This is a genomic window from Stenotrophomonas sp. Steno-Z10-BAI, assembly GCF_056393115.1.
Genome location: NZ_JBWJOZ010000001.1, coordinates 1,005,666 through 1,030,549, shown reverse-complemented (window position 1 = coordinate 1,030,549; position 24,884 = coordinate 1,005,666). Strand labels below are relative to the sequence as shown.

Here is a 24,884-nt window from a genome sequence, read left to right as displayed (position 1 = left end):
CTGCCTCCCGGTACGCCGGATCAGCGGAAGATCAGGGTCCGCATCAGCAGGAACGACAGACCGGCCAGTGCGCCTTCGACCAAGGGTTTGGCCAGCCACGCATAGCGTAGCCCCATGTGCTCGGCCGCCAGCGTCACCAGCAGCGTGCTGATCGCGGTCAGCACCGCCCACAGCAGCGCGAAGCGCACGAAACGCGGCCAGCCCAGACGGTGCTCGCCATCGCGGGCGAAGGTGTAGCGGCCGTTGAGCCAGAAGCCGAGCAGCATGCCGCTCACGCGCCCCAGCAGGTTGCCGGGTGCGGCTGGCATTCCCAATACGGTGGCAGCCACGAACACGGCCCAGTCCAACACCAGCTGGATCAGGCCCACGACGAGATAGCGGCTGCCTTGGCGGAGGAGACTCACGTGCACTCCGGGTGCGGACAATCCCACATGTTAACGAGCGTCGCACTAGAATTCCCATCAACGATTCCCGGAACGTGATCTACCCATGACCCAGCCCCTGCACGTGATCATCCTGGCCGCCGGCGCCGGCAAGCGCATGAAGTCGGCCCTGCCCAAGGTGCTGCAGCCGATCGCCGGGCGCCCGATGCTCGCCCACGTCATCGACACCGCACGCCAGCTGCAGCCTGAAGCGATCCACGTGGTGTACGGCCATGGCGGCGAAGCGGTGCGCCAGGCATTTGCCGATCAGCCTGACCTGCGCTGGGCCGAGCAGGGCGAGCAGCTGGGCACCGGGCATGCCGTGCTGCAGGCCATGCCGGAAGTGCCGGATGCGGCAACCGTTCTGGTGTTGTACGGCGACGTGCCGTTGATCCGCGGCGAGACGCTGCGCCACCTGCTGTCGCAGCCGGGCCGCCTGGCCGTGCTGGTGGCCGAGGTGGCCGATCCGACCGGCTATGGCCGCATCGTGCGCAATGCCGAGGGCAAGGTCGGCGCGATCGTCGAGCAGAAAGACGCCACCGACGAACAGCGCAGCATCCGCACCATCAATACCGGCATCATCACCGCCGAATCCACGGCACTGCGCCGTTGGTTGTCCCAGCTCTCCAATGCGAACGCGCAGGGCGAGTACTACCTGACCGACATCTTTGCTGCGGCAGCCAGCGATTACACCCCGGCCGAGATGGCGTTCGTGCAGGATCCGCAGGACGCCGAGGGTGCCAACGACCCGTGGCAGCTGGCCCAGCTCGAACGCGCCTGGCAGCTGCGTGAAGTGCGTGCGTTGTGCGCACAGGGCGCGCGCGTACTGGACCCGGCACGGCTGGATATCCGTGGCACGGTGACCGTGGGCAGTGACGTGCAGATCGACGTCAACGTGATCCTGGAGGGACGCGTGGTGCTGGGCGATGGCGTCAGCATCGGTGCGTTCACCCGGCTCAAGGATGTCAGCCTGGCCGCGGGCACCGTGGTCAAGCCGCACTGCGATCTGGACGGGGTGATCAGCGAAGGCGCGGCGGAGATCGGTCCGTTCGCCCGGCTGCGTCCAGGTACCGTCCTCGCGGAGGGCGCGCACGTCGGCAACTTCGTGGAAACCAAGAAGGTCGTGCTCGGCGCGGGCAGCAAGGCCAACCACCTCACCTACCTGGGTGATGCAGTGATCGGCAGCAAGGTCAACATCGGCGCGGGCACCATCACCTGCAACTACGACGGCGTAAACAAATCGCAGACGACCATCGGCGACCGTGCCTTCATCGGGTCCAACAGCTCGCTGGTTGCGCCGGTCGTGATCGGCGAGGGCGCCACGGTGGCGGCCGGCTCGGTGATCACCCGTGGCGCGCCGGCGGACAAGCTGACCGTCGCACGCGCACGCCAGGAAACCATCGACGGCTGGAAGCGCCCCACGAAGAAGTAGTGCCGGCCTGCGGCCGGCGCTAGCGGGTGTCGGCAGGCAGGAACACCGCCACGCACAGGCCACCTTCGCGGCGGTTCTGCAATGAAATGCGGCCGCCGTGCGCTTCGACGATCTCGCGCGTCAGCGCCAGGCCGAGGCCGGTGCCGTTGCGCTTGGTGGAATAGAAGGGCATCAACGCGTTCTGCAGCACCGCTTCGTTCATGCCCTTGCCGCGGTCCAATACCTCCAGCCGCAGCCACTGCGGCAGGCGGGTCAGGCGCAGCTCGACATCCTCATTCGGTGGTTCGGCGTCCGCGCAGGCTTCATGCGCGTTCTTGAGCAGGTTCAACAGCGCCTGCCCGAGCTGGGCGATGTCCACCCGGCTGTGCAGATCATCGGGAATTCCGGCCATGCGGAACGGGATCTGGTGCTGAAGGCCGGTCAGGAACAGGTTCCACTGCACGGTCTGCAACTGCGGCTGCGGCAGCTTGGCGAAGCGCGCGTAGCCCCGGATGAACCCTTCCAGGTGGCGGGCGCGCTCTTCGATGGTAGTGAACACTTCTTCCAGCCGTTCCGTCTTGCCGCGCCGGACCAGCTCGCCACCGGAATGCGCCAACGAGGCGATCGGGGCCAGCGAATTGTTCAACTCGTGGCTGATCACCCGGATCACCTTCTTCCAGGTCTGCACTTCCTGACGGCGCAGCTCAGCGGTCAGCAGGCGGATCAACAGCAGGTCGTGCGGGCGGCCGTTGAGATGGAAGTTGCGGCGGGACAGGTGATAGATCTGCTCGTCGTCTTCATCACGTTCATCATCATTGTCCTGGCCTTCCCCGCGCACCGCGAACAGGCTGTCGCCCCCGCGGGCGATGGCATCGCGCAGCTCGATCGGCATCGTCGCCATGACGTCGTCCATGCGCTGGCCTTCCAGCTTCCAACCGTTGTGCAGCAGCTTGCGCGCCGCCAGGTTGGAGAACACCACGCGCTGCACGCCGTCGCCGCCGTGCGCCAGCAACAGCATCGACACCGGCGTGTTCTGCACCATGGTGTCCAGCAGCAGCTCGCGCTGGACCAGGTCCTGGCGCTGCGCACGCAGCACATCGCCGAGTTCGCGGTGGGCCTGGACCAGATCGCCCAGCTCATCATTTGAGGGCCAATAGATGCCGAAGTTGTATTCGCCGTCGCGGTAGCTGCTGGTGGTGCCGGACAGGGCGCGCAGCAATGAGCGGATCGGCGCCGTCGCGCGGCGCAGGCTCCACCACATCAGCGCCAGCAGCACGACAACCGAGATGCACGTAACCGCCCAGCCATGGTCCAGCCAGAACGCCAGATACCACGGAAATGCAGCCGCCAGTGCCAGCACCGGCAGCAGGCGCAGGAACAGCCGGAAGGTGAACGAGCGCCGCTTCATTCGCGCGGGATGCCGTAACGGTCCATGCGCCGATACAGCGCCTGGCGGCTGAGCCCGAGCTCGGCCGCCGTCTGGGCGATGATGCCGTGGTTGTGGGCCAGCGCGGTTTCGATGCGGCTGCGGTCCGGGTCCACGGTCGGGCTGGCCGCGCGCGGGGCCGCGGCGCGCGGCAGGTTGAGGTCGCCTGCCTCGATGCCCGGTCCGGTGGCGAACAGTTGGGCGCGCTGCAGCACGTTGCGCAGCTCGCGCACATTGCCCGGCCAGGGATGCCGCTGAAGCGCGGTGGCCGCAGCGGTGGACAGTGGCTTGCCACTGTCCAGGAAGCGTTCGGCCAGCGGCAGGATGTCGCCGGGCCGCTCGGCCAGCGGTGGCAGCGCCAGCTCGACGGTATTGAGGCGGTAGTAAAGATCCTCGCGGAACTGGCCATCGCGGATCATCGCGGGCAGATCGGCGTTGGTCGCACTGATGACGCGCACCTTGACCTGCCGCTCGCGGTTGGAGCCCAGCCGTTCGAAGCGGCCGGTTTCCAGCACGCGCAGCAGTTTCATCTGTCCACTGGCAGAGAGATTGCCGATCTCATCCAGGAACAGGGTGCCGCCATCGGCGGCCTCGAACTTGCCTTCGCGTGCCTTGTTGGCACCGGTGTAGGCACCGGCCTCGGCACCGAACAACTCCGCCTCGATCAGCTCGGACGGAATCGCGCCGCAGTTGAGCGCGACGAACGCTCCCTTGGCTACCAGCGAGTTGGCCTGGATGATCTCGGCGATCTTCTCCTTGCCTGCGCCGTTGGGGCCGGTGATCAGCACCGGCAGTGCCGAGCGTGCCACCTGGCAGGCCAGGTTGACCACACGCTCACTGGCCGGATCGGCCACCACGGCGCCGCGCAGATCGTAGCGGGCCTCCAGCGCCGAGCGATCCCGTTGCTCGCGGTCGCGGCGGCGGTCCAGTTCGCGGCGGGTTTCCGACAGCTCCAGCAGGTTGTTGACCGTGATCAGCAGCTTGCGGTCGTCCCATGGCTTGGCCAGGTAGTCCGCAGCGCCCGCCTTGACCAGATCGACCGCACTGCTCAGATGTGTCCAGGCGGTCAACAGGATCACCGGCAGATCCGGATGGCGCGCGCGGATCTGCTGGAACAATGCTTCGCCTTCTTCGCCGGAGGTGGTGTCTTCGGTGAAGTTCATGTCCTGGATCACCAGATCCACCGGCTGTTGTTCCAGGATCGCCAGCCCTTGTTCGGGCGAGATCGCATGCAGCGCCTCGATGTCGTGCAGCGAGAACAGCACGTCGAGGGCGGTGCCGACGCTGGCGTTGTCGTCAATGATCAGGATCGAGGGCATGCGTCAGCGTAGGGCCGGAAGTGGAATCAAGAGTACCGGAGCGCCGGGCCAAGGGGCAGATGGCCCGGCGCGCTTGGCTCAGTTGCCGGCGCCAGGCGCCTGGGGGATGGGCGGGGTCTGCACCGCCAGGACGTCGCTCCAGGCGGCGGTGTTGACATCGACGGTCACCTGGTTGCCCTTGCGCAGCACGACGACGGGCACCCGGGTGGCCTTGTTGCCGACCAGTGCATGGGTGAGGTCGGCCATGCGCCGGACGGGCTGGCCATCCACACGCAGAATCCGATCGCCGCTGCGCACGCCGAAATAGGTGCTTGGCTCGGTGGTGGTAACGCGCACGATGCCATCCCGTGCATCCACCACCAGGTGGTGGCTGTCATCGCGCCACTCCAGGCGCGCGGTATCGGTCTGGGTGGCGGCCAGCGCGGGAGCGCTGGCCAGCAGGAGGGAGAACAACAGGGTAGCGAGTTTGGTCTGGCGCATTTCAGGCACTCCGGGTGGCAACGGCAGGGGGGACGGCGGCGGCACGACGGGCCGGGCCGAAGACAGCGATCTGGCCGAGCAGCCACAGCAGCACCGCGCCGATCGGCAGGTAGCTGATGGGCATGCGCGGCAGCTCGTAGTTGTTCATCAGCCACAGGTTGATCGTGTAGGCCATCAACATGCCCAACACGATCCCCACGGTGGCCAACAGGAAGTTCTCGGTCTGGAAGTAGCGCAGGATCTGGCTGCGGGTTGCCCCCAGCGCACGGCGGATGCCGATCTGCTTGGTGCGCTGCTGCACCCAGAAGCTGGCCAGGCCGACGATGCCCAGTGCAGTGACGACCAGCAATGCCACGCACACGGTGATGAGCAGGCCGACCATGGCGCGGTCATTGGCGAAGTACTTGTTGCGTTGTTCCTCGTAGGTGTACTTGCCGTGCACCAGGCGGCTGGCGTCCACCCGCTCCAGGGCTGCGACGGCGGACTTGAGCACTTCGTCGCGGCGGGTTGGATCGGTGACACGCACCAGGTAGAAGCCCTCGTCATAGGTGGTCCGAAGCGGCAGCACGATCGAGAACTGCGTGTCACCATCACGTGCCGTCGGGCGAGCCAGCACCTTGACGATGCCGATGATGCGCAGCGGCATGGAGCCGCTGTAGATCGTCTTGCCCAGTGCATCGCCGCCGGGGAACATCTTGTCGGCAATTGCCTTGGTGACAACCACCGCCGAGCCCTTGTCCGCCGCGACTTCGTCGTTCTTGACCTCTTCCAGATCGCGATATTCATCGGGCTGGAAATCGCGACCGGCGATCAGCTCCACGCCCAGCGTATCCAGCGCACCTTCCCGGGCGAAGTACTGGGAGGAGCTCAGCGTTGGGCGCTCCTGATCGGGGACCAGGCCCAGGCTGGTATTCCAGGAGCTGTTGCGGAACGGGATCTGATTCAGCGTCACTGCGCTTTTGACGCCGGGAAGCGCGTGCAACGCCGCCAGATCCTCGCGGGTACGTGCCACGGCGTTGACCTGGGGGCCGATGCCGCCCAGCCTGACTTCGATCAGTTCGGTTTCGGCGATGCCGCTGGGCTGGTTGATCTTCTCGATGCGCTGACCAATAAGGAACAGCGCATTGCAGACGATGGCGCAGGTCAGGGCGATCTCCAGCACGATCAGTGCCGCGGCGGTCTTGTGCCGGCGCAGGGTGGAGAGGATGGGACGGATATCCATGGTGTGCTCCGGATCCTTACTGCGATTTGAGTTGGATGGCGGGCGTGACCTGCATGGCGCGCAGCGCCGGCAGGAATCCAGCCAGCAGGCTGGCGACCAGGGTCAGCGCGAAGGTCATCAGCAGCATCTGTCCATCCAGCGTGGCCAACTTGGCGTAGTCCACGGGTTGTTGGCGCACTGCATACAGCCCGACCATCGCCAGTACCAGGCCGAGCAGGCCCCCGGCCAGGCCGACCGTGCCGGCCTCGATCAACGATTGCAGGAAGATCTGGCCACGGCTGGCACCCAGCGCACGGCGTACCCCGATCTCACCACTGCGACGCAGGAATTTGGCCAGCAGCAGGCCCACCGTGTTGATCAGGCAGACCAGCAGGAAGCCCATCGCCAGCCACAACTGCAGGCGCACATCACCGGGGACGACCTTCTTGAAGTCCAGCCATTCCATGACATTGCGCAGGCGCACGTTGTTGGGTCGTTCAAAGCGACCGGCAGCACGCTGCTGATCGGAGTAGTTCTCCAGGTAGCGGCGGTACTCTGCGGCCTGGCCGGGGTTTTCCAGCTCCACCCAGTACTGGATCCAGGTGCAGCTTGCGCTGGGCCCGGTGGGATCGGTCTCGTTGCGACGACCGAAGCAGTCGATACTGCCGTTGCGGTCGAACTTCAACTCGATCGCCGTGGAGAACGGCAGGAAGACGTCCTCGCTGTCGCCGTAGCGACCGGTATACAGATCATAGAAGTGCGGATTGGGGTGCCAGTCGCCGAGCACGCCAACGACGGTCATGGTGTTGCCGTTGACGCGCACCGATTTGCCGACGCTGTTGGCGCCCTCGAACAGCTTCTGGTTGAGTGTCTTGGAAATCACCGCGACCCGGCCGCGACCTTCATCCTCAGTCTCCTTCCACCCTTGGCCGTACAGGAACGGGGTATCGAACATCGGGAAGAAATCGCTCGAGGTGTAGCGCGCATCGGTGCTGAACGGGCGCAGCGTGCTGCTGTCCGGCTCAATGGTGACGCCACCGCCGGTCATCATCGCCTGGCGCTTGGCATGCTTCTCACGAAGCAGCTTGTCCGCATCGAATCGGGTCAGCTGATCGGCGGGCTCTTCTCCGGGCTGATAACCGAGCAGGGGCTGTGGATCAACCAGGACGCTGAACAGCCGGTCGCTCTTCTGCGGAATCGGATCACCGGACAACACATGGAACACGGTCAGCGTGGTCATCGAAGCGCCGATACCCAGCGCGATGGCGATCACCATCAGCGCGGTCAGCACTTTGTTGCGCCGGAAGCTGCGCAGGGCCAGTCGGAAGTAGTAAGCAATCATGGCCGGCCTCAGTCGTTGGCGATGGCGGCGGCAACCGCGGGGCGCGGCGTGGCGAGCACCGGATCGCGCAGCAGGTCGGTGACCTGGCCATCGACGATGTGCACGTTGCGCTTGGCGCGCGCGGCCAGTTCCGGATCGTGGGTGACCATCACGATCGTGGTGCCCTTGGAATTGATCTCTTCCAGCAGCTCCATCACGCCCCGGGCCATCTGGCTGTCCAGGTTGCCGGTCGGTTCATCGGCCAGCAGCAGGCGCGGGCTGCCGGCCAGTGCACGTGCGATCGCGGCGCGCTGCTGCTGGCCACCGGACAGTTCGGCCGGGTAGTGCTTCATGCGCGAGGCCAGGCCCACCTGGCCAAGCGCGTGCTCGATGCGCTGCTTGCGTTCGGCCGCGGGCATGCCGCGGTAGCGCAGCGGCACATCGACGTTGTCGAACAGGTTCAGGTCGGAGATCAGGTTGAAGCCCTGGAAGATGAAGCCAATCTTCTGGTTGCGCAGGCGGCTGCGAGCGTCGTCACCGAGTTGGCTGACGTCCTGGCCATCGAGCAGATAGGTGCCGCTGGTGAAGGTCTCCAGCAGGCCGGCGATGTTGAGGAAGGTGGTCTTGCCCGAACCGGACGGACCGGTCACGGCGACGAACTCCCCTTCGCGGACATGCAGGTCCAGCGACCGCAGGGCATGGGTTTCCACCTGTTCGGTGCGGAAGACTTTGGCGACCGAGCGCATTTCAAGCATGGCTGTTTTCCTTTGAGGGTCGAGAAGATCGAAAGGGACTGAATCAGTTGATGGAGACGCGCTCGGCGTCGCCGAACAGATCACTGCCGGACACCACGACGCGATCGCCGGGCTGCAGGCCAGAGAGGATTTCCACTTCGCCCAAGCTGCTCACACCGAGCTTGACCGGGCGACGGACCGCACTGCTGCCGTCCATGACGTAGGCGTAGCCGTTGCCCTGTTCGACGAACGGGCCACGTTCGATCTTGAGTGCGTTGCGGCGGGTATCGAGCAGCACGCGTGCCTGCATCCGCTGGCTCTGGCGCAGGCCCTGTGGCTGCTTGTCAGCAAAGCGGATGCGGGCGTTGACCTCACCGGCGACCACTTCCGGGGACACCGCGGAGATCTCACCGGCGAACTGGCCGCTGCCGCCGGTCAGCTGTGCCGGCATGCCGATCGACAGCTCGCGCGCGAAGCTCTCCGGCACCTTGATCTCGATCTCGAAGCGGGACAGGTCGACCACGCCCAGGATCGGCGCATTGGCGACGACGTTGGTGTGCTGGGTGGCTTGCACCTGGCCGACCTGGCCATCGAACGGCGCGCGCAGGGTGAGCGCGTCGACCTGACGTTCGACTTCGGTGACCACGGCGCGCTGGCGGTCGGCCAGCAGGCGCTTGTTGCGCGCATCCAGATCGGCGCCCTGGGCCTTGAGCATGGCGTCCTTGCGGGCGTGCTCGAGCTGGATGTCGCTCTTCTTGACGGTGTCCTCGGCCTTGGCGACATCCACCTGCGGCACCGCGCCACCATCGAAGCCGCGTTTGTAGCGCTCCAGGTCGCGCACCGCGGCCTGGCGTTCGATCACGGCCTGGTCGGTGTCTTTCTGGGCGGTGGCGCGGGCCAGCGTGGCATCCAGGCTCGCGCGGCTCGCCTCGGCCTGCAGCCCGGCCAGCGTGGCCTGTTCCTGGGCCAGCTTGCTGCGCAGCTCAGGGCTGTCGATCACGGCCAGCTCCTGGCCCTGCTTGACCACATCACCGGCCACGACCTTCAGATCCACGTTGCCGGCGGAGATCGCATACAGCACCGGGTTGTTGGCCGCGATCACACGGCCGTCCGCAGCGATGTCGCGGACCATGTCGCCCCGGGTGACCTCGGCCACGCGGACACGTGCGCTGTCGAACGAGCGGCTGGCGCCGAGCCAGGCGCGGGCGGCGAAGCCGATCGCCAGCAGCACGACCAGGGCGGCGACCGCCGGCCACAGCCAGCGCTTCCACGGGGCGGGCGCGGCATGCGAGGAAAGGGTCTGGTCCTGGGCGGAAGTGTCGCGGATCATGGGGCTCGTTCGCGGTTGGGTTGTGAAGTACCAAAGCAGACTTCGTGCCAACTTTTCACCCTTTCAAAACAAGGGCTTGCGATCGGGGCGGCGTGTCCGCGTGTCCGCGGACACCGGACCGGACACTTTCGTTAAGCCGGCAGCGCCCAAGCCGCCGGGGCGGCCACGCTAGAATGCGAGGCTAACCAGCTGGGATCTGAATCTATGTGCGGCATTGTGGGAGCGATCGCGCATCGCGACGTGGTACCGGTCCTCATCGAAGGCCTGAAGCGACTGGAATACCGGGGCTACGACTCCTCCGGCATTGCCGTGATCGATACCGCCGCCGCCGAGCCTGATGTCCGTCGTGTGCGCCGTACCGGCCGGGTGGCCGAGATGGAGAAGGCCGCCACGAGCGAAGGTTTCCAATCGCTGCTCGGCATCGGCCACACCCGCTGGGCCACCCACGGTGGCGTGACCGAGGCCAATGCGCACCCGCACATCAGCCACGGCGTGGCACTGGTCCACAACGGCATCATCGAGAACCACGAAGAACAGCGCGAGAAGCTGCGCGCGCTGGGCTACACCTTCGAGTCGCAGACCGACACCGAAGTGATCGCGCACCTGATGCACCATCACCTCAAGGAAGGCGACAGCCTGCTGGCGGCGCTGCAGCGCACGGTCAAGGAATTGACCGGTGCCTACGCGCTGGCGGTGATGAGCCGTGCCGAGCCGGAGCACTTTGTGTGCGCGCGCATGGGCTGCCCGCTGCTGGTCGGCGTGGGCGAGGGCGAGAACTTCGTCGCCTCCGATGTCTCGGCGATCCTCCAGGCCACCCGCACGGTGATCTTCCTGGAAGAGGGCGACACCGCCGACATCCGCCGCGACGGCGTGCAGGTCTACGACGAGCACAACCAGCCGATCGTGCGTGAGGTGCACCTGTCGGATGTGTCGCTGGCGTCGCTGGAGCTGGGCCCGTACCGCCACTTCATGCAGAAGGAAATCCACGAGCAGCCGCGCGCGCTGGGCGACACCATCGAAGCGGCGATCGACGCCGGTGGCTTCCCGGCGACCCTGTTCGGCAAGAATGCCGAAGCCGTGCTGTCGGGTATCGAAGGCGTGCAGATCCTTGCCTGCGGCACCAGCTACTACGCCGGCTTGACCGCGCGTTACTGGATCGAAGCGATTGCCGGCCTGCCGTGCAGCGTGGAAGTCGCCAGCGAATACCGTTACCGCGCCGCCTATGCGAATCCCAAGCACCTGATCGTCACCATCTCCCAGTCCGGCGAAACGCTGGATACGATGGAAGCGCTCAAGTACGCCAAGTCGCTCGGCCATCTGCATACGCTCTCGATCTGCAATGTGCCCGAGAGTGCGATTCCGCGCGCCAGTGAACTGGTCTGCTACACCCGTGCCGGTGCCGAGATCGGTGTTGCCTCGACCAAGGCCTTCACTACGCAGCTGGCGGCACTGTTCCAGCTCACCGTGGTGCTGGGCAAGCTGCATGGCCGCATCGATGCCGTGCAGGAAGCGGACTACCTGGAGCAGCTGCGCTTCCTGCCGGGCAGCGTGCAGCACGCGCTGAACATGGAGCCACAGATCGCCGCATGGGCCGAACGCTTCGCACGCAAGAGCAGTGCACTGTTCCTGGGGCGTGGCCTGCATTACCCGATCGCGCTGGAAGGCGCGCTCAAGCTCAAGGAGATCACCTATATCCACGCCGAGGCGTATCCGGCCGGTGAGCTCAAGCACGGCCCGCTGGCGCTGGTGGATGAGGACATGCCGGTGGTGGTGATCGCCCCGAACGACAGCCTGTTGGAGAAGGTCAAATCCAACATGCAGGAAGTGCGTGCGCGCGGTGGTGAGCTGTTCGTGTTCGCCGACCAGGACAGCAACTTCGTCGAGTCCGACGGCGTGCATGTGATCCGCACCCCACGCCATGTGGGCGCGCTGAGCGCCGTCGTGCACACCATCCCGGTGCAGTTGCTGGCTTACCACACCGCACTGGCCCGCGGGACAGACGTGGACAAGCCGCGCAACCTGGCCAAGAGCGTGACGGTGGAGTGATGTGTCCGCCGCCGACGCGGCGCTGACACGTATCCAGGGTGGCCCTGCGGGGTCACCCTTTTTTTTGTGCGATCAGCCTGTTGCAGAGCCACCCCATGGGGTGGCTACCCGGCAATCGGTACCGGAACTTTAGTCTCACCCTGCGGCGGCATTCAGCGACGGTTTTAGTCACGGTGCCATTCTCAGGGTCGTTCACGCTTTCCACGACGAACCGTCCCAGATTTGCAAACTCCTGGCCCAGGGTGCGGTCGTAGAATCGAGTGACCGAGGACCGCGTGGCACTGCCACCGACCTCGCTGCAACCAGGCGCATCTCTCGACTTCAGTAACCTGTAACAGGAAACAAGAATGAACGTCCGCGAACTCCTGCAATCCAAGAAAGAAGCCATCGTCACCATCGATGTGGAAGACACCATCGGTGCGGCCGCGCACAAAATGAGCGCGCACAAGATCGCCGCCCTGGTGGTCATGAAAGATGATGCGCCGGTAAGGATCGTGTCCGAGAAGGACATCGTGCGCAGCCTTGCGGAAGATGGTCCCCAGGCCGGCCGACGGGTCATTTCCAGCTTGCCGTCGGCAGGGCTGGAAGGCATCGGCCCGGACGCGACCCTCAAGCAGGCGATGGCGCTGATGACGTACTCCCGCCATCGTCATCTGATGGTGACCGAAGGGGCCAAGCTGGTCGGCATCCTGAGCCTGGGCGATATCGTGAAGAATCTGCTCAGCGAGCTGGAGCTGGAAAAGGCGGTACTGCAGGATATCTACCTGGCGGCGCATTGACGCCAGCCCATGGCATCGCGGACAGGTGCCGACCCCGCGTCGGCACGCGTCCCCGTCGCATCGCCGTTGGACTGTTCAACCTGCTGCTGATTCCGGCGGCATATGCCACCACCCAATGTCCCCCTGAAGCCGGCCACAAGCCCGAGTGGATCGGCTGGTTGGCGGTGGCGCTGCTGGGCGGCGGCCTGATCGCGGGCCCGCCGCTGGCATGGTGGGTCTTCGCGCGCAGCAAGGGCGCACGGCTGGGCTGGCGCGTAGTGACCGCCTTCGCCGGGCTCTTGCTGATGCTCGGCCTGTGGGCGGGCTGCGGCGCACTGGCCGGCCACCTCATCCTGAGCTGCTGAGCGCCCGGTCCGCTATGGGATACTTCAGCATTGCCGCTTCCTGACACGCTCAAAGGACTGTATGTCGTCGCAAAAGTACTCTGTGAACCAGCATTTGATTGAAACCCTCCTGAGCTGGGTCAGATCGGGCGAAATCGCAATTCCGGAAATACAGCGACCTTTCGTCTGGGATGCAAGTAAGGTCCGAGACCTGATGGATAGCCTGTACCAGGGCTTCCCGGTCGGTTACATCATCGCTTGGCGCAATCCGACCGTGAAGCTGAAGGACGGCTCCCTGGCAGAAGGGAAGAAGGTTCTCATCGACGGCCAGCAGCGGGTCACGGCGCTGACTGCGGCGATTGCCGGGCAGCAGGTCGTCAATCAAGACTATCTGCAGGTGCACATTCGTATTGCTTTCCACCCGATTGAAGAACGGTTTGAGGTCAGCAATCCTGCCATCGAGAAGGACAAGGCTTGGTTCTCCGACATCGCGCCAATCGTCAGCGGTGACCTGAAGGCTCATAAAGTCGGGCGTGACTACCTCGAGCTGAACCCGGATGTGGACGAAGACCTGCTTTACGAGCGGTTGGACAAGTTGTGCGACATCACCAAGAAGCAGGTAGGCCTGATTGAACTCGCGGCTGATCTGGACATTGAGACGGTGACCGAGATATTCATCCGCATCAATTCAAAAGGCGTGGTGCTCAGTCAAGCCGACTTTGCCATGTCGAAGATTGCTGCCAATGAGGAGTTCGATGGCAATACGCTGCGCAAGGCAATCGACTACTTCTGCCACCTTTCCATCGCTCCTGAGTTCTACGCGCATATCGAGAAGAACGACAAGGCATTCGTTCAGACCGACTACTTCCGGGCCATGCGCTGGTTGAAGAGCGAGAACGACGATCTGTACGATCCAAGCTACTCGGATATGCTGCGTGTGGCATTCACTACTCGCTTCAACCGTGGGCGATTGTCCGACCTTGTCGGGTTGCTATCGGGTCGAAATTTCGAGACCCGCAGTTACGAGAAGGAGATAGAAGAAGCGTCCTTCAGGACGTTGGGTGAGGGGGTCAAGGAGTTCATCAGTGAGACGCACTTCAAGCGCTTCCTGATGATAATTCGCTCGGCGGGCTACATGGACAGCTCGATGATCGGCTCTGTCAATGCCCTCAACTTCGCCTATGTGCTTTACCTCAAACTCAAGCGCGACCTCGGCAACGATCCGAACATCGAAACATGGGTTCGGCGCTGGTTTGTCATGTCGTTGCTGACCGGACGCTATTCGGGTTCGCCAGAATCGCGTTTCGACCGCGACATCAAGGCCGTGCACGAGCGTCCGATTGCCGAGGTGCTTGGTGAGATCGAGGCAGCCGACTTGTCCGATGCTTTCTGGGACTTCGGACTGCCCCAGGCACTGAACACATCATCTGTCAATGCTCCGGCCATCAAGGTGTTCTGGGCTGCGCAGGCAAATCAAGGTGACAGGGGCTTCCTGTCCAAGGACATCACCGTGCGCGACATGCTCACACACCACGGCGACATCCACCATGTATTCCCGAAGAATTTCCTGAAGGGCCGTGGTCTGAGCAGAAGCAAGTACAACCAGGTTGCGAACTATGTTTACGTGCAGCAGGAAGTGAACATCAAGATCGGCCAAACCGCACCGGCCAGTTACATGGCAGCTGTGCTGGATCAGTGTGAAACCGGTACGGCCCGCTATGGCGCCATTGTTCGGCTGGCAGATTTGCGCGCAAACCTGCAGGCAAACTGCCTGCCAGACGAACTGCAGGCGTATCAGCCCGAGAATTTCGATGCGTTTCTTACAGAGCGCCGCAGGTTGATGGCGCAGAAGATCAAACGCTACTACGCCGGTCTGTAGGCGAGGGAGGACGGACTTGACCTTCGGAGTTGACCTGGCCTCGGTCAATATCAGATCCCGCGCCGGAGCAGCTACACGGCGCACAATCGCCGCAGATCCGCCACCAGCCCCCGATACGCCGCCTCCCGCGCCTCGCCCTCGCCCTGACGCAGCACCCACGCCGGGTGCACCGTGGCGAACGCGCGGGTGCCGTCGTCCAGCGCGTGCCAACAGCCGCGCTTCTCCATCAGGTTGAAGCCCGCACCGAACACGGCAGTAGCTGCGGTGGCTCCCAGGCAGACGATCACCTGCGGGCGCACTTTCTCGATTTCCCCCATCAGCCACGGCCGGCAGGCGTTGACGTGGGTGAGCTGCGGCTTGCTGTGGATGCGCCGTTTGCCGCGCCGTTCAAAGCGGAAGTGCTTGACCGCATTGGTCAGGTACAGCGCGCTGCGGTCGATATCCAGTTCGGCCAACGCGCGGTTCAACAGCTGCCCGGCCGGCCCCACGAACGGGTGCCCGCTCAGGTCTTCGCTGTCGCCGGGCTGCTCGCCCACCAGCATCACCTTGGCGTTCTGCGGCCCTTCACCGAACACCGTCTGGGTGGCCGGTTCCCATAGTGGGCAGCGGCGGCATCCCATGGCCGCCGTGCGCAGCGCATCCAGGTCATCGCCGTTGGCGGTGGCCGGCGCACGCGGGGTAATCCGGCGGTCGGGAATGCGGCGCTGCGGTGCCTGCACGTCGCGGTCATGCATCTCCTGTACGCGGTCGCCGGCGTCACGCACCAGCATCGGCAGCAGCGTTGCTTCAGGCAGGTGCTTCCAGTACCTGGCGGGCATTTCCTGTCGCATCATGCGCGTGTTGAGCCGCGCCGGGTTGAAGATGTTGGCGTAGTACGTGCGCCAAAATTCTTCGCGCGCGTCCTCGCGCGGCGCCTGCTCCTGGCTGCCGCCGGGGCCGAATGACAACGTGCTGCCATCCCATCGCGCGCTGCGCGTCGGGGTCAGGATCGCCCACCGCATGCCGGCGAAGCGACGCGCGAAGAAGGGCGCCACCCGGTCCACGATGTGGTGGTCTGGCTCGAACCAGGCAATGAACGCCTCTTGCTCGCCGGGTACTTCCCGGAAGCGCACGAACGCCTTCATTTTGTGCGCATCGCGGCGTACTGCCTGCGCCAGGGCCATGGCGCGCACCACGTCGGGGTCGGCCGGGTTGGTCAGCAGGCGGCGCTCGCCGTGGGTGATCCGCCACAGCATGCGGTACAGCAGCGCCAGCCGCTGCGGTTCGCGGTGGCACAGGCAGGTGGCGGCCAGTTCGAGAAAATCACGGGGTACCGCGGCCTGCGTCGGTGTGGGCTCCACCGATAGCGGCGCATCCAGCACCGAAGGGGCATCGAGCAGCGAGCGGTCGCCGGCATCGAGCCAGTCCAGCTGGGGCGGTGTTACCTGTCGCTGCAACGCCGCCCGCGCTACCGCGCGCCATGCCTCCACCGACCACGCCGGGTCCACCCGCGCGCTACAGCGCTGCAGGTCCGTACGTGCCGGACCAGTCAAAACAACGCACCCTGCTTCGGTGGCGGCGCCAATCGCGCGCGCAGGGTGGCAGGATCATCCAGCTGCTTGCGCGGATGGTGGTCGGCCAGCTGGACAAACGGCAATAGTTTGCTCATCGGCGCGCGCAGCTGGGCCACGTCGGCCACCCGCAGGCGGCCATGGCGGCGCGCCATCAACACGCGCTTGACGTTGCGCACGCCCAAGCCGGGAATACGCAACAGCAATTCCTTCGGCGCCGTATTGACGTCCACCGGAAAACGCTCGGGGTGTCGGATCGCCCAGGCCATTTTCGGATCGATGTCCAGGTCGAGCATGCCGCCCTGGGTGGTGTCGGTAATCTCTTCCACCCCGTAGCCGTAAAAGCGCAGCAGCCAGTCAGCCTGATACAGCCGGTGCTCACGCGCCAGTGGCGGCGCTTGCAGCGGCAGCGCTTTGCTGGCATCGGGGATCGGGCTGAACGCGGAATAGTAAACCCGGCGCATGTGGTAATTGCCATACAGGTTGTCCGCCGCGCCCAGGATCTGCAGGTCGCTCGCGCCGTCGGCACCGACGATCATCTGTGTACTTTGCCCGGCCGGTGCGAAGCGCGGCGCTCGCGGTTTCCGGGTGCGCGGGGCCGGGTCGGCCAGCGGCAGGGTAGCGGTCGCCTTGCGCGCCTCCTTGGCCTCCTCGATCCGCCAGCTGAGCTCGCCCATCGCGCCACGGATGGAGGGCATCGACTTTTCCGGGGCGTAACTGGCCAGTCCGTCTTCAGTGGGCAGTTCGATGTTGATCGACAGGCGATCGGCATAACGCCCGGCGGCAGCCAGCAGCTCGGGCGAGGCCTCGGGAATGGTCTTCAGGTGGATGTATCCGGCGAACCGATGTTCCTGGCGCAGCACCCGCGCCACTTCCACCATGCGTTCCATCGTGTAGTCGGCGTTGCGGATGATGCCGCTGGAAAGGAACAGGCCCTCGATGTAATTGCGCTTGTAAAAATCCATGGTCAGCGCGACCACCTCGTCCACGCTGAAGCGCGCCCGCTGCACGTTGCTCGATACCCGGTTCACGCAATAGGCGCAGTCGTAGATGCAGAAGTTGGTCAGCAGGATCTTCAGCAACGAGACGCACCGCCCATCCGGGGTATAGCTGTGACAGATCCCCGCGCCCTCGGTGCTGCCGATGCCACCGGATTTGACCGAGTTCCGCTTTCCCGCGCCGCTGGAGGCGCAGGAGGCGTCGTACTTGGCGGCATCGGCGAGGATGGCGAGCTTGCGCAGGGTGTCCATGCGGGCACCCTAAGCAGGGTCGATCTCATCCAGTGAGATTGGCGGCGGCGCACCCTGAAGCGTTCACGCCACGCCGAAGGAACGGTCCGCCGGCTCGCGCCGCGCCCATTCACGTTCTTCACATTCCCGGCTAGACTTCGCCCCGGTGCCGCAGGTGCCGGCAGGGAAGCAGACGGGCCAGGAACGGCACGGCAACACGGCATCTGTGATTGCGCGCAGTGTTTGGCCTGGTAGGTCCCCTCCGGAATCGCGTCGCCTCTCATCCAACCATCAGGGGGCAGTACGTGAACAGGATTTCGTTGCTGGGAATGGCCGCGGCCATCGCCATGTTGTCTGGCTGTGCAAGCGTGCCGATGGCCGACAAGGGCATGGTGGAGACCGCCAAGACCTTCCCGACGCCCGAAGCGGGCACCGCCGGGGTGTATGTGTTCCGCAACAGCTTCGTCGGCAAGGCGCTGAGGAAGGACATCTGGATCGATGGCGAATGCCTGGGCGAAAGCGCCGACAAGGTGTTCTTCTACACCACGGTGCCGGGCGATCGTGAGCACACCTTCTCGACCGAATCGGAGTTCTCGCCGAACGACCTGAAGGTGCAGACCGAATCGGGTCGCAACTACTTCATCCAGCAGTCGATCCGGATGGGCGTGTTCGTGGGCGGTGCCAAGCTGGACGTAGTGCCCGAAGCCGACGGTCGCCGCCAGGTGGCCGGGTTGAAGATGGCGCGCAAGGGCACGTGTTCGCGCTGATTCGCGCACGATGCTGACCAGGCGGGCGCGCATGGCGTGCCCGTCCCGGGACGGAACTACGGGCGCGGCCGTCTACTGCGAGAAGCTCACCTTCACCGAGTCCGCGCTGTACGTGGCCGGGCCATGGAACACCACTTCGATGTTGTTGCCATCCGGATCCAGTGCAAACGCGGCGTAGTAGCCGGGGTGGTAGGGCCGCTCGCCCGGCGCACCGTTGTCCTTGCCACCGTTGGCCAGTGCCGCCCGGTGGAAGGCCTCGACGGTGGCGCGGTCGCGGGCCTGGAAGGCGAGATGATGGCGGCCGGTGAGCTGGCCCAGTGCAGCCTCGCTGTCGGGGGTGGAAATGAACAGCTCATCGGCCCAGAAGTAGGTGTCGCCTTCGCCGGCGATCGGAATGCCGATCGTGTCGAACACGGCCTGGTAAAAGCGGCGGCTGGCGGCAAGATCCCGGACCACCAGCTGCAGGTGATCGAGCAGGCGGCCGCGGTGCAGTTCCATCGTTTCCATACCGACTCCATTGGGTGGTGGGACCGGGCGCAGATATACCACTGGCGGCGGCCCGGGGCATTACCGCAGGGTCGATCTTGCTGACCACGTGCAGGCCTGTGTCGGCCACGGCCCTTCCGCCTGCCCGCGCACTGACCTACGCTGCGCGCTGGCGTCATGAACGCGCAGGCGGAGGAGGGAACGATGCTGTGGATGGTGATGATGGCCCAGGCGGTCGCAGGCGACGCCGGCTATGAACAGGTGCGCGCACTGGCGCAGCGTGATGAAGCCAGCTTGGCGCCGGCGGCGTACACGGAAATGCTGGACAGCATGAGCCGGGTGGGCGGCGCGAGTTTCGCGCGGTGCATGCCGACCCCCGCGCCGGAGACGCTGGCGCCGTTCACCGTGGTGCTGCAGCTGGATGCACAGGGCAAGGTAGTGCGGACCTGGCGCGAAGGCGAGGAGGCGGTCGCGCGCTGCGTGGATGCGGGATTTGCCGGGAAAACGTTGTTCGTGCCACCGAAGGCGCCGTTCCATGCGGCCTTCGAATTCCAGGTCCAGCCATGACGCCCACGACGCGCCGGTACGTGCCGGCGCGTCGTGGAGAGGCAGGGGTCAGGCGATCGGGGTGTTGGAGATGATCTCCACCCAGTAGCCATCCGGATCCTTGATGAAGGCCAGGTGCTTCATGCGGCCGTCTTCCAGGCGCTTCTGGTAGGGCACCTGCAGCGCATCGAAGCGCTTGCAGGCGGCCTGGATGTCCGGCACGGACACGCAGATATGGCCGAAGCCACGCGGGTCGGTATTGCCGTCGTGATAGACCGCGCCGGCCTGGGTTTCAGTGCCGTGGTTGTGGGTCAGCTCCAGCACGCCGGGAATCCCGGCCATCCACACGCGGCGGGCGTCGTCGCCCTCGGGGATCTGCGTGCCGGCCGGCAGCAGGGCCAGGAAGTACAGGCTGAAGTCGGCGTCGGGGAAGTGGCGCAGATCGATCAGGCGGAAGCCGAGCACGCGGGTGTAGAAATCCAGCGAAGCGGTGGCGTCCTTGACGCGCAGCATGGTGTGGTTGAACACGAATCCGGCGGTGTCGGCGGGCACCTGGGCGGCGACACCCGGTTGGTTCTGGAAGGCGGCAAGGCTCATGGGGGGATCCTGGGGCGGGGGCCGCATCGGCGCGGCGGACGTGCCATTTTAGCGGTCCCGGCGGGAGGGGGTGGCGGGTAGAATGGTGCGTCTCCCTGAGCAGCGTTCACCATGTCCCAGCGTGAATGGGTGGCCGCCGCCATCCGCAAGATCGAAGCCGATTTCAACCGATCGGCCGATACCCACCTGATTCCGATGGACCTGCCCGGGTTCGAGGGCATCGACCTGTATTTCAAGGACGAGTCCAGCCATCCCACCGGCAGCCTGAAGCATCGGCTGGCGCGCTCGCTGTTCCTGTACGCGCTGACCAACGGCTGGCTGCGCGAAGGGCGCCCGGTGATCGAAGCCTCCAGCGGTTCCACGGCAGTATCCGAGGCATATTTCGCCCGGCTGCTGGGCCTGCCGTTCATCGCCGTGATGCCGGCCACCACCTCGCCGGAGAAGATCGCGGCGATCGAGTTCCACGGCGGCCGCTGCCATCTGGTGGAACGTGCGTGCGACCTCAACTGCGATTCGGAAGCGCTGGCCCGCGAAACCGGCGGCCACTTCATGGACCAGTTCACCTACGCCGAGCGCGCCACCGACTGGCGTGCCAACAACAACATCGCCGAATCGATCTTCAAGCAGATGGCCGAGGAGCCGCACCCGGTGCCGGAGTGGATCGTGTGCAGCCCGGGCACCGGCGGTACCGCGGCCACGCTGGGCCGCTACGTGAGCTACCGCCGGCATGACACGCGCATCCTGTGTGCGGACCCGGAAGTGTCAGTGTTCTACGACGGCTACTGCGCCGCGCTGGCCGGGCAGCCCTGGCGTGAGCTGACCTGCAGTGGCGGCTCGCGCGTGGAAGGCATCGGCCGGCCGCGGGTGGAATCCAGCTTCATCCCGACCAGTGTCGATGCGATGGTCAAGGTGCCCGACGCGCTGAGCCTGGCCGCGATGCGCCACGTCAGCCGCCAGCTGGGTCGCCGCGTGGGTGGCTCCACCGGCACCAATTTCATCGGCGTGCTGCAGGCCGCGCAGCTGATGCGCGATGCCGGCCGCAGCGGCTCGATCGTGACCATCCTGTGCGACAGCGGCGAGCGCTACGCGCACAGCTACTACAACCCCGAGTGGTACCCGAAGCAGGGCATCGACGTGGAGGGCGCCGACGCCCAGCTTGCCGCGGCGGTGGCGGGGCAGGGGTTGCCGGTGCTGCCCTGCGTCTCGCTGGAAGCGCTGTACTGAGCGGGGCACCAGGCGTGGCGTGAACCTGGCCCATCGGCGCACGCCGGGGCCTTGTGCGGGGCGGGGGGCAATGCCATATCGTGGGGTGATGCCGCTGCAGCGGCCCCGTTGTCTGGAGATGCCTGTGACCCCCACCAACCCCCTGCTCGATTTTTCCGGCCTGCCGCATTTCGATGCGATCCAGCCCGAGCACATCGCCCCGGCGATCGACGCCCTGCTGGCCGAGGCCGAAGCGGCAGTAAAGACCGCCGAGACGGTTACCCCGGTGACCTGGGCGACCTTCGCCAATCCGCTGGATGACGTCACCGAGCGCCTGTGGCGTGCGTGGGGGCAGGTGGGCCACCTGCAGGCCGTCGTGAACACCCCGGCGCTGCGCGAGGCCTACAACGCCAATCTGCCCAAGGTGACGCGCTTCGGCAGCGCACTGGGCCAGAACCTGGCGCTCTACCAGCAGTACCGGGCCCTGGCCGCCGCGCCGGAAGCGGCGCAGTACGATCCGGCACGCCGCAAGGTGCTGGAGAATGCCCTGCGCGATTTCCGCCTGGGGGGTGCTGAACTCGATGACGCCGGCAAGGCGCGCTACAGCGCGATCCGCGAGGAACTGTCCGCGCTGTCGGCGACGTTCTCGCAGAATGTGCTTGATGCGACCGATGCCTGGTCGTTGCACGTGGAAGACCGTGCCGAACTGGCTGGCCTGCCGGACGATGTGATCGCCGCTGCCCGCGCTGCCGCAGAGAAGGATGGCCTGACCGGCTGGAAGCTGACCCTGCAGATGCCGTGCTACATCCCGGTGCAGACCTACGCCGAACATCGGCCGCTGCGCGAGGCGCTGTATCGCGCCAACGCGGTCCGCGCCTCCGAGTTCGGCGATGCCGCGCTGGACAACAGCGGCAACATCGATCGCGTGCTGGCGTTGCGTGCGGAGCTGGCTGCGCTGCTGGGCTTCGCCAACTACGCCGAATATTCGATCGCCACCAAGATGGCCGAGGATGCGCCGCAAGTGCTGGGCTTCCTGCGCGATCTCGCCGCGCGCGCCAAGCCGTACGCACAGCGCGACCGTGCCGAGCTGGAGGCCTTCGCGCGCGACGAGCTGGCCCTGGCCGCGCTGGAAGCGTGGGACCTGGCCTTCGCGGCGGAGAAGCTGAAGCTGGCGCGCTACAGCTATTCCGAGCAGGACGTGAAGCAGTACTTCACCGAGCCGAAGGTGTTGGACGGCCTGTTCAGTGTGATCCGCAGCCTCTACGGGCTGGAGGTGCAGCCGGACAGCGCGCCGGTGTGGCATCCGGATGTGCGCTTCTTCCGGGTGGTCGATGCGCAGGGCGCGCTGGTGGGTCAGTTCTATCTGGACCTGTACGCGCGCGAAGGCAAGCGCGGTGGCGCGTGGATGGACGATTGCCGCAACCGCCGCGAGACCGCTGCCGGTGTGCAGACGCCGCTGGTGTACCTGGTCTGCAACTTCGGCAAGGGGGCCGCGGGGCAACCGGCGACCTTCAGCCACAGCGATGTGACCACCCTGTTCCATGAAATGGGGCATGGGCTGCATCAGTTGCTGACCCGCATCGGCGAGCTCGGCGTGGCCGGCATCAACGGCGTGGAGTGGGACGCGGTGGAACTGCCGAGCCAGTTCATGGAGAACTTCTGCTGGGAATGGGAGCGCGTGCAGGCGATGACCGCACACGTAACTACCGGCGAGCCGCTGCCGCGTGCGTTGTTTGACCGCATGCTGGCCGCACGCAATTTCCAGAGCGGCATGTTCACCGTGCGACAGCTGGAGTTCGCCCTGTTCGACATGCAGCTGCACAGCGATTTCGACCCGACCCAGGACAGCGTGCAGGTCCTGCTGGAGCGCGTGCGCGATGAGGTGGCGGTCAACCGACCGCCGGCCTGGAATCGCTTCCCCAATCAGTTCAGCCACATTTTTGCCGGTGGCTATGCGGCGGGCTACTACAGCTACAAGTGGGCCGAAGTGCTCAGCGCCGATGCCTATGCCGCCTTCGAGGAAGCGCCGGACAAGGTGACCGAGACCGGTCAGCGGTTCCGCGATGAAGTGCTCTCACGGGGCGGCAGCCGGAGTGCGGCAGAAAACTTCGCTGCGTTCCGTGGGCGCGCGCCGACCGTGGACGCGCTGCTGCGGCACAACGGGATGGTGTGACCCTGGTTACGGTAGTGCCGGCCGCTGGCCGACTCTGCATCCTGCCGCCAGGGGCGGGGTGTCATGCAACGTGAGGAGCCGGCCAGCGGCCGGCACTACCCGGCAGCCTGATCGGACGGCACGTGGCTCATTCGGCGTAGATCATCTTGCGGGTCATGCCCCCGTCGACGATGTGGTCCTGGCCGGTGATGAAACCGGCCAGGTCCGAGAGCAGGAACACCGCCAGCGCGCCGATGTCCGGCGGCTGGCCAACCCGGCCGACCGGATGCTGCGCCTGATCGCGGCGCGAGAGCTTTGGCGTGCGCCGGCGTGACGGTGCCTGCCAGGCATCGGTGGTGATCCAGCCGGGGCTGATGCTGTTGACCCGCACCGCCGGCCCTTCGCTCAACGCGAGTGCATGGGTGAAGGCGACCAGCCCGCCCTTGGCTGCGGCATAGGCTTCACTGTCCGGTTCGGACTGCCATGCACGCGTCGAGGCGATGTTGACGATGGCCCCGGCGTGCTCGCGCAGGGCGGGCAGGGCGTGTTTGCTGCACAGGAAGGCGCCATGCAGGCTGGAAAGGCGGCGCTGCCACTCAGCCAGCGGCATCTCCGCCAACGGCGTGCCATGGGCACTGGCGATGCCGGCATTGTTGACCAGGCCATCCATACGGCCAAAGCGCTTCAGCGTCGCCTTGATCAGCGCCTGCACACTGCGCTCGCTGGCCACGTCCGCGCGCTGGAACGCCGCGCGCTCCGGTAGCGCCCATTCGGTCAAACAGGCCTTGCCGGCATCGGCATCCAGGTCGGCGATCATCACGCTTCCGCCAGCGCCCAGCACCGACTGCGCGATGCCGCGGCCCACCCCCTGCGCACCGCCGGTGATGACCACCACGCGATCGCGCAGCGGCTGTGCCGGCCAGTCGAGAATGGCCGGGGTCAGTGGCACGGCGGCATGTCGTTGCGGCCCAGCAGGCGCGTCCAGCCTTCGATGCCGAGCTTGTCCAGCGTGTCGATGTTGCGCTCCACGATCACGTCCGGATCCGGGAACGCGGCGACCGCACGCTCGACGCTGTCTTCGCGCAGCAGGTGCAGGGTCGGGTAGGGCGCACGGTTGGTGTAGTTGCTCACGTCATCCGGCGCCGCGCCGGCGAACTGGTACTGCGGATGGAAGCTGGCCACCTGCAGGATGCCCTGCAGGTCCAGCGCTTCGATCGCGGCATCGGCGTTGTCGAGGAAATCGTTGTAATCCAGGAAATCGGTCAGCACGTCCGGATGCACGATCAACGTGGTGTCGATCTGTTCGGCCGGCGTATCGCGCAGCAGGATCAGCTCTTCGGCCAGCTCTTCCACCAGGGCTTCCGGGGTGGTCGCATCGCTGAGCACGAACCGCACCTGGTCCTTCACGTACACCGCCTTGGCGAACGGGCACAGGTTCAGGCCGATGACGATCTGCTCCAGCCATTTCCGGGTCTCGGCAATGGGGTCGTGGGTGGCAGTGGGGGAAGCATCGTTCATGGCGGGCGGTGTCGCTGGCTGGGGCCGTTGATTGTACGGCGCGGCGGGGAAGCGGGCGGATGCTCGGCTCCACTGTCCATTAACTGGACACCCGTCATCCTGATAAATCCTTATCCGGCAATCACTTGCAGTGATCGAGCCAACGGCCAATAGGCAGTGGCCCGC

The 24,884-nt window shown here is 65.6% G+C and carries 23 protein-coding genes; 9 read left to right on the top strand and 14 right to left on the bottom strand.

What is annotated here, in order from left to right:
* Window positions 1-20: 20 nt before the first annotated feature.
* Complete coding sequence (locus AC06E9_RS04665; protein WP_478055558.1) at window positions 21-404, bottom strand: GtrA family protein; 384 nt, start codon at window positions 402-404, stop codon at window positions 21-23.
* Window positions 405-489: 85 nt separating this feature from the next.
* Here AC06E9_RS04665 and glmU point away from each other — a divergent pair, with 85 nt between their 5' ends.
* On the top strand, window positions 490-1,854 hold the full coding sequence (gene glmU, locus AC06E9_RS04660) for a bifunctional UDP-N-acetylglucosamine diphosphorylase/glucosamine-1-phosphate N-acetyltransferase GlmU (RefSeq protein WP_121040072.1): 1,365 nt from the start codon (window positions 490-492) through the stop codon (window positions 1,852-1,854).
* Between the two features lie 19 nt (window positions 1,855-1,873).
* On the opposite strand, the gene AC06E9_RS04655 is transcribed toward glmU, so the two are convergent.
* The 7 genes from AC06E9_RS04655 to AC06E9_RS04625 all read right to left on the bottom strand — a co-directional run bounded on the left by AC06E9_RS04655 (window position 1,874) and on the right by AC06E9_RS04625 (window position 9,644).
* Window positions 1,874-3,241 carry a sensor histidine kinase gene (locus AC06E9_RS04655; protein ID WP_121040069.1) on the bottom strand — a complete coding sequence of 456 codons (1,368 nt, stop codon included), beginning with the start codon at window positions 3,239-3,241 and terminating at the stop codon, window positions 1,874-1,876.
* Window positions 3,238-4,578 (bottom strand): sigma-54-dependent transcriptional regulator, encoded by a 1,341-nt coding sequence (locus tag AC06E9_RS04650; protein ID WP_478055557.1) that lies wholly within the window; start codon window positions 4,576-4,578, stop codon window positions 3,238-3,240. Before AC06E9_RS04650 ends, AC06E9_RS04655 begins: the two co-directional genes overlap by 4 nt.
* Before the next feature lie 78 nt (window positions 4,579-4,656).
* Window positions 4,657-5,058, bottom strand: coding sequence for a PDZ domain-containing protein (locus tag AC06E9_RS04645; protein WP_152151091.1), 402 nt, complete (start codon window positions 5,056-5,058; stop codon window positions 4,657-4,659).
* Window position 5,059: 1 nt separating this feature from the next.
* Entirely contained in the window at window positions 5,060-6,280 is a 1,221-nt protein-coding gene (locus tag AC06E9_RS04640; protein WP_121040060.1) for an ABC transporter permease, read from the bottom strand.
* Between the two features lie 16 nt (window positions 6,281-6,296).
* Window positions 6,297-7,601 carry an ABC transporter permease gene (locus tag AC06E9_RS04635; RefSeq protein ID WP_121040057.1) on the bottom strand — a complete coding sequence of 435 codons (1,305 nt, stop codon included), beginning with the start codon at window positions 7,599-7,601 and terminating at the stop codon, window positions 6,297-6,299.
* 8 nt (window positions 7,602-7,609) lie between these two features.
* Entirely contained in the window at window positions 7,610-8,335 is a 726-nt protein-coding gene (locus tag AC06E9_RS04630; protein WP_121040054.1) for an ABC transporter ATP-binding protein, read from the bottom strand.
* 43 nt (window positions 8,336-8,378) lie between these two features.
* Entirely contained in the window at window positions 8,379-9,644 is a 1,266-nt protein-coding gene (locus AC06E9_RS04625) for an efflux RND transporter periplasmic adaptor subunit (RefSeq protein WP_121040051.1), read from the bottom strand.
* Window positions 9,645-9,848: 204 nt separating this feature from the next.
* Here AC06E9_RS04625 and glmS point away from each other — a divergent pair, with 204 nt between their 5' ends.
* The 4 genes from glmS to AC06E9_RS04605 all read left to right on the top strand — a co-directional run bounded on the left by glmS (window position 9,849) and on the right by AC06E9_RS04605 (window position 14,671).
* The gene (glmS, locus tag AC06E9_RS04620) at window positions 9,849-11,690 is read left to right on the top strand and encodes a glutamine--fructose-6-phosphate transaminase (isomerizing) (protein ID WP_121040048.1); all 1,842 of its coding nucleotides are present in this window, start codon (window positions 9,849-9,851) and stop codon (window positions 11,688-11,690) included.
* Between the two features lie 347 nt (window positions 11,691-12,037).
* Window positions 12,038-12,469, top strand: a complete 432-nt coding sequence (locus AC06E9_RS04615) for a CBS domain-containing protein (RefSeq protein ID WP_152152316.1) — start codon at window positions 12,038-12,040, stop codon at window positions 12,467-12,469.
* On the top strand, window positions 12,466-12,813 hold the full coding sequence (locus AC06E9_RS04610) for a hypothetical protein (protein ID WP_478055555.1): 348 nt from the start codon (window positions 12,466-12,468) through the stop codon (window positions 12,811-12,813). The genes AC06E9_RS04615 and AC06E9_RS04610 overlap by 4 nt, the downstream gene beginning before the upstream one ends.
* Window positions 12,814-12,874: 61 nt before the next feature.
* Window positions 12,875-14,671 (top strand): GmrSD restriction endonuclease domain-containing protein, encoded by a 1,797-nt coding sequence (locus AC06E9_RS04605; RefSeq protein WP_313219542.1) that lies wholly within the window; start codon window positions 12,875-12,877, stop codon window positions 14,669-14,671.
* A gap of 71 nt (window positions 14,672-14,742) precedes the next feature.
* On the opposite strand, the gene AC06E9_RS04600 is transcribed toward AC06E9_RS04605, so the two are convergent.
* Window positions 14,743-16,203, bottom strand: a complete 1,461-nt coding sequence (locus AC06E9_RS04600) for a UdgX family uracil-DNA binding protein (RefSeq protein ID WP_478055553.1) — start codon at window positions 16,201-16,203, stop codon at window positions 14,743-14,745.
* A complete protein-coding gene (locus AC06E9_RS04595) occupies window positions 16,200-17,471 on the bottom strand; it encodes a putative DNA modification/repair radical SAM protein (protein WP_478055552.1) in 1,272 nt (423 codons plus the stop codon). The genes AC06E9_RS04600 and AC06E9_RS04595 overlap by 4 nt, the downstream gene beginning before the upstream one ends.
* Before the next feature lie 284 nt (window positions 17,472-17,755).
* On the opposite strand from AC06E9_RS04595, the gene AC06E9_RS04590 reads away from it, so the two are divergent.
* Window positions 17,756-18,217, top strand: coding sequence for a DUF2846 domain-containing protein (locus tag AC06E9_RS04590; protein ID WP_244880171.1), 462 nt, complete (start codon window positions 17,756-17,758; stop codon window positions 18,215-18,217).
* A gap of 72 nt (window positions 18,218-18,289) precedes the next feature.
* Here the strand turns inward: AC06E9_RS04590 and AC06E9_RS04585 are convergent, their stop codons facing one another.
* A complete protein-coding gene (locus tag AC06E9_RS04585) occupies window positions 18,290-18,724 on the bottom strand; it encodes a VOC family protein (protein WP_478050067.1) in 435 nt (144 codons plus the stop codon).
* Between the two features lie 183 nt (window positions 18,725-18,907).
* On the opposite strand from AC06E9_RS04585, the gene AC06E9_RS04580 reads away from it, so the two are divergent.
* The gene (locus AC06E9_RS04580) at window positions 18,908-19,270 is read left to right on the top strand and encodes a hypothetical protein (protein ID WP_478055551.1); all 363 of its coding nucleotides are present in this window, start codon (window positions 18,908-18,910) and stop codon (window positions 19,268-19,270) included.
* Window positions 19,271-19,318: 48 nt separating this feature from the next.
* Here the strand turns inward: AC06E9_RS04580 and gloA are convergent, their stop codons facing one another.
* On the bottom strand, window positions 19,319-19,846 hold the full coding sequence (gene gloA / locus AC06E9_RS04575) for a lactoylglutathione lyase (RefSeq protein ID WP_478055550.1): 528 nt from the start codon (window positions 19,844-19,846) through the stop codon (window positions 19,319-19,321).
* Between the two features lie 111 nt (window positions 19,847-19,957).
* Here gloA and AC06E9_RS04570 point away from each other — a divergent pair, with 111 nt between their 5' ends.
* Together AC06E9_RS04570 and AC06E9_RS04565 are read left to right on the top strand one after the other, a co-directional pair.
* Window positions 19,958-21,070: a PLP-dependent cysteine synthase family protein gene (locus AC06E9_RS04570; RefSeq protein WP_313213023.1), complete on the top strand. Its 1,113-nt coding sequence runs from the start codon at window positions 19,958-19,960 to the stop codon at window positions 21,068-21,070.
* Window positions 21,071-21,188: 118 nt separating this feature from the next.
* The gene (locus tag AC06E9_RS04565) at window positions 21,189-23,222 is read left to right on the top strand and encodes a M3 family metallopeptidase (RefSeq protein ID WP_478055549.1); all 2,034 of its coding nucleotides are present in this window, start codon (window positions 21,189-21,191) and stop codon (window positions 23,220-23,222) included.
* Between the two features lie 127 nt (window positions 23,223-23,349).
* On the opposite strand, the gene AC06E9_RS04560 is transcribed toward AC06E9_RS04565, so the two are convergent.
* Together AC06E9_RS04560 and AC06E9_RS04555 are read right to left on the bottom strand one after the other, a co-directional pair.
* Entirely contained in the window at window positions 23,350-24,150 is an 801-nt protein-coding gene (locus AC06E9_RS04560) for an SDR family oxidoreductase (protein ID WP_478055547.1), read from the bottom strand.
* Entirely contained in the window at window positions 24,141-24,719 is a 579-nt protein-coding gene (locus AC06E9_RS04555; protein WP_121040013.1) for a DUF1415 domain-containing protein, read from the bottom strand. The genes AC06E9_RS04560 and AC06E9_RS04555 overlap by 10 nt, the downstream gene beginning before the upstream one ends.
* Window positions 24,720-24,884 lie beyond the last annotated feature (165 nt).